Annotated in this window: 11 protein-coding genes; 6 read left to right on the top strand and 5 right to left on the bottom strand. The window is 30.2% G+C overall.

What is annotated here, in order from left to right:
* Positions 1-78 precede the first annotated feature (78 nt).
* From SALLE_RS05730 to SALLE_RS05745, 4 genes are read right to left on the bottom strand one after another with little or no spacing between them, the layout of a single operon-like run.
* Positions 79-984 carry a carbohydrate kinase family protein gene (locus SALLE_RS05730; RefSeq protein ID WP_115558668.1) on the bottom strand — a complete coding sequence of 302 codons (906 nt, stop codon included), beginning with the start codon at positions 982-984 and terminating at the stop codon, positions 79-81.
* Entirely contained in the window at positions 985-2430 is a 1446-nt protein-coding gene (locus SALLE_RS05735) for a glycoside hydrolase family 32 protein (RefSeq protein WP_115558669.1), read from the bottom strand. It lies immediately after the preceding gene.
* 11 nt (positions 2431-2441) lie between these two features.
* Positions 2442-3137, bottom strand: coding sequence for a GntR family transcriptional regulator (locus SALLE_RS05740; RefSeq protein WP_115558670.1), 696 nt, complete (start codon positions 3135-3137; stop codon positions 2442-2444).
* Between the two features lie 58 nt (positions 3138-3195).
* The gene (locus SALLE_RS05745) at positions 3196-4884 is read right to left on the bottom strand and encodes a PTS transporter subunit EIIC (RefSeq protein WP_115558671.1); all 1689 of its coding nucleotides are present in this window, start codon (positions 4882-4884) and stop codon (positions 3196-3198) included.
* A 170-nt stretch (positions 4885-5054) separates the two neighbouring features.
* On the opposite strand from SALLE_RS05745, the gene SALLE_RS05750 reads away from it, so the two are divergent.
* Positions 5055-6044, top strand: coding sequence for a DUF3137 domain-containing protein (locus SALLE_RS05750; protein WP_162807972.1), 990 nt, complete (start codon positions 5055-5057; stop codon positions 6042-6044).
* Positions 6045-6179: 135 nt separating this feature from the next.
* Entirely contained in the window at positions 6180-6506 is a 327-nt protein-coding gene (locus SALLE_RS05755; RefSeq protein WP_115558673.1) for an RDD family protein, read from the top strand.
* A 148-nt stretch (positions 6507-6654) separates the two neighbouring features.
* Here SALLE_RS05755 and SALLE_RS05760 read toward each other — a convergent pair whose 3' ends face one another.
* Positions 6655-8589, bottom strand: a complete 1935-nt coding sequence (locus tag SALLE_RS05760) for a hypothetical protein (protein WP_115558674.1) — start codon at positions 8587-8589, stop codon at positions 6655-6657.
* A 275-nt stretch (positions 8590-8864) separates the two neighbouring features.
* Here SALLE_RS05760 and SALLE_RS05765 point away from each other — a divergent pair, with 275 nt between their 5' ends.
* The 4 genes from SALLE_RS05765 to SALLE_RS05780 all read left to right on the top strand — a co-directional run bounded on the left by SALLE_RS05765 (position 8865) and on the right by SALLE_RS05780 (position 12831).
* The gene (locus tag SALLE_RS05765) at positions 8865-9890 is read left to right on the top strand and encodes a hypothetical protein (RefSeq protein WP_115558675.1); all 1026 of its coding nucleotides are present in this window, start codon (positions 8865-8867) and stop codon (positions 9888-9890) included.
* Between the two features lie 199 nt (positions 9891-10089).
* Positions 10090-10731 carry a lipoprotein gene (locus tag SALLE_RS05770; RefSeq protein ID WP_115558676.1) on the top strand — a complete coding sequence of 214 codons (642 nt, stop codon included), beginning with the start codon at positions 10090-10092 and terminating at the stop codon, positions 10729-10731.
* A 59-nt stretch (positions 10732-10790) separates the two neighbouring features.
* Positions 10791-11771, top strand: coding sequence for a DUF3137 domain-containing protein (locus SALLE_RS05775; RefSeq protein ID WP_115558677.1), 981 nt, complete (start codon positions 10791-10793; stop codon positions 11769-11771).
* Positions 11772-11841: 70 nt separating this feature from the next.
* Positions 11842-12831: an aldo/keto reductase gene (locus tag SALLE_RS05780; RefSeq protein ID WP_115558678.1), complete on the top strand. Its 990-nt coding sequence runs from the start codon at positions 11842-11844 to the stop codon at positions 12829-12831.
* Positions 12832-12859: the final 28 nt, after the last annotated feature.

The following is a 12859-nucleotide window of genomic DNA, read 5'->3' on the forward strand; positions in this document are numbered from 1 at the left end:
GGATGAAATAATAATTAAAAACGGTTTTATGAGATTGGTTTCTAAATCAAAAAATGTTTTACTTTCGTAAAACATTTTTTATTCACCCAAATGATTTAAAAAAGTTAAAGCCCCTTGATGTTTAACGGCTTGGCAAGCAAATTGATTTGCCACTCTAACAATTTCGTTAAAGTCTAATTTTTCTCAATTTTGGCTTTTGTTTAATTGATTTAGCATCATTGCAGCGAAAGCATCTCCAGCACCGGTTGTGTCAACCGCCTTAACTGAAGTTGATTCAATATTTTTCAATTGATTCTTGTAAATATATTTTGTGCCTTTTTCACCAAGAGTTACACAAATTAAGGCTTTAGGATTTAATTTATTTGCATTAATTAATTTAGCATTTAAATCGTCACCCTCAAATAGCATATCTAATTCTTCTTCACTGAATTTAACAAAATCTGCAACTTTAAAAAAGTTCAAGGCTTTAGTTTCAAATTCTGTCTCTTTACCGTTTCATAACTTATCACGGAAGTTGGGGTCAAAAGATATTTTTAAGTTCTTTTCAAGGCTTCATTTCAATAAATTCTGATAAGCTTTAAATAGTTCACCTTCCATCAATCCTGTGGCGCTTCCAAAATGTACTAAATTAACTTTGCTAAATTTTTCATCAAAATTAGTTGGTTCTAAATATTGATCAGCTCCACTTATAAATTCAAAATTTCTTTCTCCATTTTTATCTAAACTAACCAAGGCTTGGGTAGTTTTTTGAGAATTCAATATTTGCACAAAATCATTTTCAACTTTATGCAATTCTAAATTGTCTAAAATTATTTTTCCATAATCATCATCTCCAATTGCTCCATAAAAATATACTTCACTTTCCAACCGACCTAAGCTGCAAGCCACATTAAAAGGAGCTCCTCCAGGATTTACTTTATAAGAATCATTGACTTGGTAAATATCTACTAAAGCTTCTCCAATACATAATATTTTATTTGCCATTTATTTAATCTCCTGATTCTTTCATACTATATTTTGGTAATCGATTTCATAACCCTTTAATTGATAGAACACTGGATTTAAGTTTTTAAATTTAACAAATTCGTGATTCATTAAATAAAACCTTAAACTTATGACATTCTCTCCATTATTGATAAATGCTTCAATTGAGCTGCGATCAACTAGTAATTGCATTGAACTAATTTTTTGTTTTAAAATAATTTTGTTTGGTAAGCTCTCTTCATCGGTTTTGGTACATCGACTTCGATCGATTTTTAAAACTTGGTTTTGATATTGAAAAATTATTTTTTCTTCATTTGAATTTAAAATTTCAAATTCAAAATCTTGATTATTATTTTCAAACAACATCTCCAATAAACCGTTTTGATATTCAACTTGATTATCAAAAGACTTCAAAGGAGCAATTCTTAATTTTTTTATTTCTTCAACTGGGGTTTGAATTATTTTATTATCTTTTAATTTTAATTCTCTAACAATTGTTAAGTTGTTTGACCACATATTTTCATAAGTAATTTTTTGTTCTGAAGACGAATTACCATTTCAACCAATCAAAAGATTTCTATCACTATTGTTAAAAACTTGGGGTGCATAAAAATCATAGCCCCCATCTAGTTCTTGTCAGTTGGTGATTCCTTTAAATTTTTTATAATCCTTGTCAAAATCTCCAATTTGGTAGTAAACTTTATGCGAGCCATCTTTAAAGGAAATATTGCGTTCAGGAGAAACCATCAAAACTTTTTTATCACCAATACTAAAAAAGTTGGGACATTCTATCATATAGTTATCAAAAATATCTAGTTTAATGATATTTTTAAATTCAAATGGTTGTTCCAATGAATTTGTTTCATGAATAGCGATTACACCTTCTTCTAAAAGATTTTGGGCCCCATTAATCATATAAAATTTATTATCATTGTTATTATAGTGAATTACTGGATCACGGAAATGACCGGTGAATTTTTTTTCATCAGTTTTAAATAAGACTTTTTTAATACCTATTTGTTTTTCAAAATCAAACTCGGCTTGAATAGTGTAACTACTACGAGTATTATTTTCTAAATATTTAATATTACCAGTATAATAAAATCTTAATTTATTATCTCAAACAAACGCACTTCCAGAAAACACCCCAAAAGCATCTTCTTTAATACTTGGAGTTAAAACAATTCCGTGATACTTGTAATTGATAAAATCTCTGGTAGTATAAAGACTTCAAGATTTATTTTGGTGTTCAGGTGAAAATGGACAATTTTGCATGAAGATATAATAAACGCCTTGGAAGTATACTAAACCATTTGGATCGTTAACTAGTCCAGAAAAGCCTGATAAATGGAATTGATTATTATACCAATCATAAATCTTTAATTTGTGATATTTTTCAAAATCAGTTAAATCCTTATTTGATATTTTTTTGTACTTATCTGACATTTGGCACTCCTTTACTTACGTCATTCAATAAATTCTCATTTAAAGAATTCGGGTTGATAAAAACTTTCACGATATTCAATTTGCTCATTATACAAATCAAAAACCTTACCTTGATCAACAATGGCTTGATTGGTTTTATTATCGTTAAATCATTCACTGATTTTTAAATCATCAGTTTCTTTTTGAAAGTAGATTTTTTTGATAGCGTGACTGACCTTGGTTTTAGAATGGTTCTTCATAAAATTCATTAAGCCATTCTGTTTTAAAATTTCAAAATTGAAGTTTGCAAAAAATTTAGCATTCAATCAAGAGATTTGGAAAATAAAATCAATATCTTTTAAAAACCTTTTGACCTCAACTCGATAAACCTTGCTCCCACAAATGAATCCGGTTCGCTTTTCTAAATTTTTATCAATCGTTATTAGCTCCGCTTTTAAATATTCACTTTTAGCATCAGGAAACATTTCACTAAAAGAAAACAAGATGTTATTTCTTGTTTTCTCACAAACTATAAAACCTTTTCCTTGATGCGCTTCAACTATATTTAAACTAACAAGTTTATCAAAAGCAATTCGAATTGGTTGATCACTGTATTTAAAACGAGTTTTTAATCGATTCTGACTGGGTAGAGCCTCTCCTGCTTTAACCTGATCGGTTTTGATTAATTCTAATAAGTAGTCAAATACTATCTTTCATTTCTTTTCCATTATATTTATCCTTTAATAAAATTATACTAAAAAATAATGTGATAAATTGGTATTAAAATTATTGTTGAGTCTGAACTTTTAACTCATCTCCGTTAAAACTTACTAATGCATTTTTTCCTCATTTTGTATTTAACAACAAGAATGAGAATCCCGCAGTTGCACCCATCGAAATCAACATGGCAATTGTTACATGAATTCCCGGAGCTAAACTTGAGAAGGTCGCTGGAATATCATTTGCTGCAAAGTATTTTAGAGCTTCTGTGTTTGTTCAATCAAATTGCACCAATCCAATTCAACTAGCACTTCCCAAGCTATTGGCCACTGTGTGGGTCATCCCTAATCAATAACCCCCACAAGCAGATCCAGCAATTGCTGCTACTAAAAGCGGTTTAATCTGCAAGTTAACTCCAAACATCGCAGGTTCGGTTATTCCTAAGTGGGCTCCAAAAACCGCTGAAGCTGCAGTTGATTTTTGTTGTTTGTTTTTTATGTAGAAAATGGCAATTAAACATGCTGTTCCTTGTGCAATATTTGATACACAAGCCACTGGTGTAATAAATGAAAAGCTGTGTCCATATTGTAATTTGCTATCCATTAACAATTGAGCTTCGATTGGCAAAAATCCTTGGTGTAATCCCGTAATAACCAATAATGGGTATACCCCAGCAAATATCATACCCCCAAATCCAATTCCGTAGTAGTTGGTGTATTTGTATACCGCTGTGATTCCTATCGCAAGTCCTTTTCCGATGATTTGTCCCAAAGGACCAATTAATCAAAATGCTATTCAAGTTGAAAATAATACGGTTACTAGTGGCACAACAATTATAGCAATTGCTTCTGGGGTAATTTTTCTTAATCCTTTTTCTAGATTAACTGAAAGGATTAAAACTAATAACACCGGAATAATTTGAGCTTGGTATCCAATTAGTTTAATTTCAAAGAAATTATTGGCAACTCCAGAGAAAATTGTGAAGTAATAGCCAACAATTTCTTTTGGTTCTAGACCATTATTGGTTAAATTATTATTTGATAATCATTGATCAAAAGCATTTTTAACTTCTGCATCAATAACGCTTTGCGGAGTTCCTAATTCAAACCCCAACATGACCGGCGCCCCATTTGAATACGAATTTAGTAGGGCTGGAGCAATTAATATCATCCCCATACTCATTCCGATAAATGGATTTCCCCCTCATTTTTTGGCAGCTGTATATCCTACAAAAGCAGGCAAACTACCAAGAATCGCTCCTCCAATAATATCTAATATTTGCAAGAAGCCGTTATTAACATCTAAGAACTGAGCAAATAAAGATTTAAATGCTAAAGACATTCCCCCAATGATGAATATTGGAATTAATGGAACAAAAATAGCAGCAAAGGAATTTAACCCTTTTTTAGTAATTTGCAAGCAATTTGATTGTCAACTTATCTCTTTATTTCACAACTTGGTCTTTCCTGCAACGTTTAAGTCAGAACCCACAGCGCTAACCCCGGCAATGTTTTGGTAACCTTTATATATTTTATCAACGGTTCCGGCACCAATTATCAATTGGTGCTGGTTGTCTTGTTTGTTATAGCCTTTAACATAAGTAATCTTTTTTAAATTTTCAAGATTAGCTAAGTTATCATCTTTCATAACAAAACGTAGTCGTGTTGCACAATGGAACATTTCAACAATATTTTCAAATCCACCAATATTATCAACGATTTCTTGAGCAACTAAATTTCAGTCTAGTTTCTTCATTTGACCTCCTCCTATTAATATTCTAATTTTAAATTATATTTTTTAGGCACTTATAGTTATAAGTTATATTTTTTGATTATCAGATGGGGGTAGATATTTTTTTAAAGATAAAGTTTTTATTTTGAATTTACATAATCAAGGGTATAATAATTTTAATAAGGAATTTTATAATGAAACCAAATTACGAGGAATTAAGAAAAACACTCAGCGAAGATTTAAAAAATATATTTATTGGGGAAAATAAGAAAATTAAGAAACCTAAATTTTGATTAGCTAATATAGGCGCAATTTTACTTGCTCCATCATTTGGAATTTTGGGAGCGGCAGCCATTTTTGCAATTCAAGGAGACTTTTCTGAGTTTTTTTTAGAACCAGCTTACTTATATATTCCAGCTTTAACATTCATACTAGGTTTGGGAATTGTGATTTTTTACATAATAAAATGGCCTATTTTTGTAAAGAAAATGAGAAATTTAATTCCATTAGATAGATATTATCTGATGGCTTTAAATGCTAAAACAAATGAGAAAATATTATCTTGTTCGATTGATAAAGAAAAATACCCGAGCGCCTACAGATTAAGGAACTGCCTAGGTGTAGAAAAAATTAATAATATTTGAAAAAGCGGATTATTTTTAAATATTGAGACAGAAAAACACAAAATTTCATTTGGTTTCGAATTTTATGTAGATATGGGCAAGATGAAAGGTAGGCATTATTTGAATTATTTACAGGTTACTTCAACTGAAAATTTTGTTGAAAATGACTTAATTTTTTATACAAAAAAACACAATTATAGTGATGCAAGCTTATCTGAAATTAATTTGGAATCTAAAGAATTTAATGATGAATTTAATTTATATGGTTTAGATCAGATTGAGGCTAGAAAAATAATGAATCCCAAGGTTATGAAAAAAATCTTAGATTATTTTAAAAACTCAGAGCAAGCTTTACCTTTATTGGTGGTTTTTAAAAAAACAGATATTTACATGCGTCTCAAAACTTTTAAAAGCGAACATTCAGAATTAATAAAAATGGCAGACTTTAAATTTAGCAATAATTTAACACAACTTGAATCAAATATTTTTGATAAAGTTATTAGTGAAGTTGAAGATTTAAATAGCGTTCTTGATTTTCTAAGAATTTCAGATTTCATTTAGTTTTTAAATCAAAACATAGGAAACTTTTTTTCTATTTTTTCATAAAAAACGGAATTTTTATTGATTTCTTTATAAAAAACCTTTACTATAATCTTATGCTGTAATATTACAGTTATAGAAAAAAGAGGAATTATTTTGACAGCAGCAGGATTTTGAAGACGTTTAGCAGCAACGCTAATTGAAATGCTTCTAGTAGCAGTAACTTTTGGGATTTACTTTATTTTTAAAATTATTTGATTCTGTAAAGGACAACCAAACTTAGGAATGAGAACATTAGGATTAGGTTATGAACCAGGAAAAGGAAAAATGCTAATGCTTTTCTTATTCATGTTCATTGTTACTCCATTAATGTATGGGGCATCATTTGGAATTGTTTGAATTATTGATATTGTAAGAATTTGTATGAAAAAAGGTACTTTTGCTGAAGCATGAGCACAAAACTTCATCGTTAAAACTTCTTAATTAAAAGAAATAATTAAATATTGAAAAAGCCACTTTAAAGTGGCTTTTTTGCTTTTATAAAAGAGGGAATATGATAATCACCTATCACTAATTTCATAAATAGTAAAAACAAAGACATAAGTCTTATTGAAAAATTTAAGTAAAGTTATTATAATTCAAAATTGAAAAACAATTTTGCAGCAAACGTTTTGTCTGAATTTGATACTGATTCTGAACAAATAAAATCTTCTCTTTTACCAAATGAAAAATAAGTTTTCGAAGAGTTGAATTTTAAACCAGAGGAAAAAAAGTAGGTTCTAAATTCTGGAGCTTTATAATCATATGTTACAATTTCTGAAGGGTTTACAAACATAGTTTCCGTGATTTGAAATTTGCTTCTATCAGGCGGATGTCCGAAAATCCCCAAAAGAGTGAAACTTTGAAATCTAGATTTTTTTCCAACAGCAAAATTTGAAGACTCTATAAAGGCTTTATTCTTATCGCTTTCCTGGTTGATTTTCAGATTAATAGATTGAGGAATTATTTCATTATAAGAGTATGTCTTTCCATCTCCTCCTTGAACTAAGTGATCTTCTAGATCCCCTTTAACATCCATTACATAATAATGGTGTTTTTTTTCTCAATTTTCTCAACTAACATATTCACCATTTTTGTATTGTATTTCACCTTCTGCTTGGTTTAATAAGTAACTCTGCTGGAATTCAATTGAGGCTCTAAGAAATTCTTCATAAAGTTTTTTAGTGTTTGCAAAAGTTGTGTTTTGCTTAATTGGAACAAAAAAATCATCTAGTTCCACAATGTTCTTTTGTGATGAGCTTATAATTTCCACTTGTGAGTTTGAGAATTCAGCTCCATAAACCGCTATTGTTTTATAGTCTTTAACTTCATCAATTTCAAAATCATAGTTATTGGCTTGGATCCTTTTTTGAAAATCACTGGATTTGATATTTTCAGCCAAATTGTAGTGGTTGATCGCTTCAGAAACCACTAATTCAGAGTTTTTGTTAATTTTATCCTTAATAGTTTGAGGCAGCTGGTGATCAATTCATTGTTGACCAGGCTCGGTGATTTTACTTACGAATGCCTCATTTGCACCTTTTTCTTGTTTTAGTACAGGACCCATTAATTCTTCTCATCACTTTGGATATGAATAATCTTGTGGAAATCATCCATCTGAATCTTCTTGATAAATACTTCAATCGTCTTGAAACTCCAAACCGTAATTAATTTTAGTACTTGCAATCGATCCATCTTGAGTTAGTTTTTGATTGACAACAAATTTATGATTATCAGTTACTAACTTTAAATTTGAATTTTCTGAATTAACTTTTTTTATTATTTCAATAACTTGGTTACCAATTACTTTTTTATCAACAATATCTTGGGCATTTGTTTTTAAATTTCCTGAGTCTTGTAAGTAAATAAAGTCGTTTGCAGAATTTGAAATTTCTTGACGAATATTTTCATTTAAAGCTTTGATTGATTCAGCAATATCTTTTTTCTCAAAGATATTAAAAGTTCATTTGTAGGCGATGGTTTCGTTTTGAATTTCACCTTTTCCATCAATAACCATTTCTAAATTTGCCACATAATCAAAACTTAGTGAAACAACTTCAGATTGAGTTTTGATAGCTATATTTGTTAATTCATAGGATTTAAAAGGATTTCCAATTCCCTGTAATAGTGGTCTATAGTTTAATTGATTAATAATTTCTTCAGTAATATCCTCATTTAATTTATTAAAATTAACAATACTATTAACATCATTTGAAATTGATTTAAAAATTTGTGAATCAGGGTTATTTAATTCGGGATCTTCTTCATGATTTTTTAAGTTATCAATACTTATAAAAGTAAAAATTTCTTTTGCTTCATCATTTGAAATATTTTTGCATTTACCAAAATCCTCATTAAGATTTCGATAAAATACCTCAGAAGCTTTATCCATAAGTTCATTTTTCAAAGCTTGATAATCAAATTCATCATCAATATTATGGATAACTTTTTTCTTACACGAAGCTACACTCAAAGGCGCTGAAACCACCAATGCTGTAGCCCCTAATATACTTAATAACTTCTTCATATTTATTTCTCCTTATAATTTTATATATCTATACCTAGTATATATATATATATATATAAAGTCAATTAGGGAGGGGTTTGCAGAACTCGATATTTAATTATGAAAAACTATTAACATTTAGTTAAATGTTTTAATCAACATTTGGTATTTTTTAATAAATTTATTAAACTTTTTGGAATTATTTTTGATAAAATACTTTTGTAAACTTATAAGTTTACCTACAAAGATCGCTATTAATTATCAATTAAATAGAAAGTCTATGAAGGTAGGAATAGATGAATAAGATCTTATTAACAGGAATAGCTTCAATGCTAGTTGGGTCCACAGCCCTTTCTAATATCACAACTATTACTCAAAGTAATAGCCAAAGTAACACATATCAAAAAATTTTAAGAGGTAGTAACGAAATCGAGTTGGACATGTCAAGCGGCGATATTTGATCTGATATCAAAGCAACATCAAGAAACCAGATTATGGAAAACATAATATCTGAATCACAAGATAGTAAGTTTTTAAACGGTCGTAGTGTTGCGGAGATCAGTGATTATGCTTTTAAGGTAAGCGATGAATTAGTTGAAAAAGCACAAGATGTAGAGTTTGATTATGATTCTGGAGCACTTTCGTATTTTAATTTTTTTATAGAGGAAAGTTTACCATACACACAAGAATTTGAAGAAATCTTTTTAACAGAATTTGGAGAATGAATAGACAATATTAGCGAGACGAAATCCGGGACAATTGTTAATTCGTCAAGTGATTCTGCCATGATTCAACAATTTGGTCAGAGCAGACTTCCTGGTGGTGAATCAGAGTGTATGATACCCGATCCCCCAAAAAAGCCAGAGCCACCAAAAGAACCTGATTGAACTGACGAGAATGTTAAAGCGCTTGAAAAATATGTTAGAGACTTAAATTTTGCCAACGGGATTATAATTCCGTTGGCTATATCTGCTGGTATTGCTGCTGCCGCTCTGTGAGCTATGGCGTGATTTTTTGGAATAACCGTAGCACCTGCAGCAGCTTGCACCGCAGTAGCGGCGGCTCTATCAATTACAACTGGGTCAATTTCCATAGCACTACTTCCACTTAAAGATTACTTGTATCGCCCTGTGGATTGATATTACCTTGCTTCAGGAGTTTTTGATATTGTGATGTCATTAATGGATTTAGTTCTTTTAGCAACTGGAGGATTAGTTGTAACAATCGAAGCAACTGCATGAGCCTTTCCAGCAGGACTAGCAGCACTTGGAATTATTGGAATGATTGTTACGTATCTGGACACATTTGGAGCTATTAAATAAATCAAAAAGGGTCGCACCCTTTTTTGTTTTAAACTTGCAATTTTAAGTAAGTATTTGATAGAATAATCTTGTAAACTTATTAGTTTACTAACTTAACCATTTTTACATAGTGGTTTTGAAAGTAACAACATTAATTATCACTTATATTGATCTATTCGGTTTTATGAGAACCAATAATACAAATTATAAAGGAGAATTTATGAAGAAAATTTTAACTTTTTTAGCAGCTATGGGATTGGTAAGTAGTGCTTCAATTACAACCATAGCTTGCTCAGGCAATAAAGGTAACGATAACAAACCCAATCCCGTGGTACCAGATCCTGAAACCCAAGGATTTGACTACGGAGATATTGGAGACTTATTTCAAGAAACCGATTTAGGACAAGTAGTAGTAAGTCCAGAACTAACCAGACCAGGTTTGGGTTTAGATACTTTTAAGAAATTGGTTCAAAAAGCTAATGAATTAAAAATCGATTGAGATTTATTAGAAGTAACTTTAAGTAAAAATAAAGCAACCATAACAGTTGATGACAGTCAAGGTAAATACAGTGGTTCAACTGTTGAATTTACTTATAAAGTTGTGGTAGAAATCAGCGAAGCTATTACCTTAGCAAATTTTGGTTCTGTGACTAGTGCGGTTGCCGGCAATGAAAGTGTTTTACTTTTTAATGCCATTACAGAACTGGAGAAAATAAATAGTTTATTTCACCCAGATGCAAGCAATAATGGTTCAAATGATTTTGATATAAAAGATAATAACAAAACTGATAGTTTTATACTAGTTGCCAAAGAAACTGGGGACTATATTGGAGAAATTAAAATTTTCTATCAAATAAACTAACCAAACTGGAGAAACAAATGTTTCTCCCTTTTATTTAAGAATTAGAACGGAAGTAAAATATGAATAAAAATTATGAATCATTAAAACAATTAATCAAAGAAGATGTTGAAGACGTTTTTAAGGATTCAAATAAAAAAATCCGTCGCCCTTGACTAGGATTTTTTATAATCGGGGTGATTTTAATAATAATAAGCCCAATTATTTGAGGTATTTTAACTGCCACCAATCAGGCTGAATTTAATTCTTGATGAAAAATTCTATTAGTAATGGTGCTACCTGTAATCGGAGCATTCTTGGCGGGTTTTTACCAAATTCAATTAACCAATTTTAAGAAGAAATTGAAAAGTCAAATTAATTTTAACAAGTACTATAAGGCGGGTTTGCAAATAAGTATCGACCGAGAAGTTAACGATTGTTTAATTCAAAATAATAAAATTACTAGCGCCTTTGATTTAAAAGAATATTCACACTTAGATTCAAGTTGAAAGCTTTCAAAAAATCATAGTTTTTTAAATTTTGATTTCAAAAACTTTCAGGCCTCATATGGAGTGGTTAACTATGAAAGATATGTTAATAAAAAACACGAATATTGTAAGCAAGAATTCTTTCAGCTAATTTGTTTAGAAGCAGATAAAAGCCATGATTTTGAAATGTTCTTCAAAACTTATAAATTTAATTTAGATAAAGGGCATAATAAAGTTTCTTTGGAATCAACTGAATTTAATAAATTAGTTAACCTTTATAGTAGCGATCAAATTGAAGCCAGAAAAGTATTTCCCCCTATTAAAATGCAAAAAGTATTAGATAGCTTAAACCAAAAAGATAAGGCTCGCTTTCGATTTTTATTTGTAAAGAAAAACACTATTTTTGGTCAAATTAAAACCTTTAATGCTAAACACGCTTTTCGCTCAGATTTCAATGATTTTAAATATGATAAAGATAATGATAAATTAGTAGACAATATCTATAAAAAAATAACTCAAGAGTTAGCTGATATAAACCAGATTAATGATTTTTTAAATATCTTAGAGTTATACTAAAAACGGCTTAGCCGTTTTTTTATTTTACTAACTTTTAAAAAAGAGTAAAATAATTGCAGAGGTGATAATAATGAAAACAAGAAAATTAGGTCAAGGGCTTGAGGTTTCAGAAATTGGTTTAGGGTGTATGGGTTTGAGTTTCTCCCTGCCCCCATTTCCTAGCAAAGAAGAAGCTATCCAGTTTTTAAGAGATGCTTATTATAAAGAAGGAGTTACTTTCTTTGATACAGCTGAAATCTATGGTCCATTTGACAATGAAGAAGTTGTTGGAGAGGCTGTTAAACCATTTCGCGATAAAGTGGTCATTGCAACTAAATTTGGATTTGCATACAATGGTCGTGAAGTTGTTGGTTTAGATAGTAGTGAGGTAAATATTAAACGAGCAATTACTGGATCATTAAAAAGGTTACAAACCGATTACATTGATTTATACTACCAACACCGAGTTGATCCCAAAGTTGATATTAAAGATGTAGCTAAAGTTATGAAAAAACTTAAAGAATCTAGTCAGATTAGACACTGGGGACTAAGTGAGGCATCAGCGAAAACTATTCGAGCTGCTCATGAGGTTTTCCCAGTAACAGCTTTACAAAGTGAATACTCAATGTTTTGAAGAGAAGTTGAAAAGGAAATTATCCCTACTTTAGAAGAGTTGAAAATTGGTTTTGTTCCTTTTAGTCCTTTAGGGAAGGGGTTTTTAACTGGAACAGTTAAACCTGGTCATATTTTTGAGCCCGGAGATTTTCGAGCAACAATTCCAAGATTTAATACCAAAGAATACTTTGAACAAAATATGAAGTTAGTTGAATATGTTCAAGAATTAGCCAAGTCAAAAAACACATCACCCCCTGCTGTTGCGATTGCATGAATCTTGGCTCAAAAACCATGATTTGTACCAATTCCTGGAACTAAAAAATTTTCACGATTACAAGAAAATAATTTAGCAGTAAAAATTAAGTTTAGCGAAGCGGAATTAAAAGAGATAAAATCAAGATTAGACTCAATTGAAATAGCGGGACACCGTTATTCTGAGGCAAGCGAAAGTCAAATAGATAAATAAAAAAATCCTAACTGTTAAATCATACAGT

The sequence above is a fragment of the Spiroplasma alleghenense genome (assembly GCF_003363775.1).
Lineage (GTDB): Bacteria > Bacillota_I > Bacilli_A > Mycoplasmatales > Mycoplasmataceae > Spiroplasma_B > Spiroplasma_B alleghenense.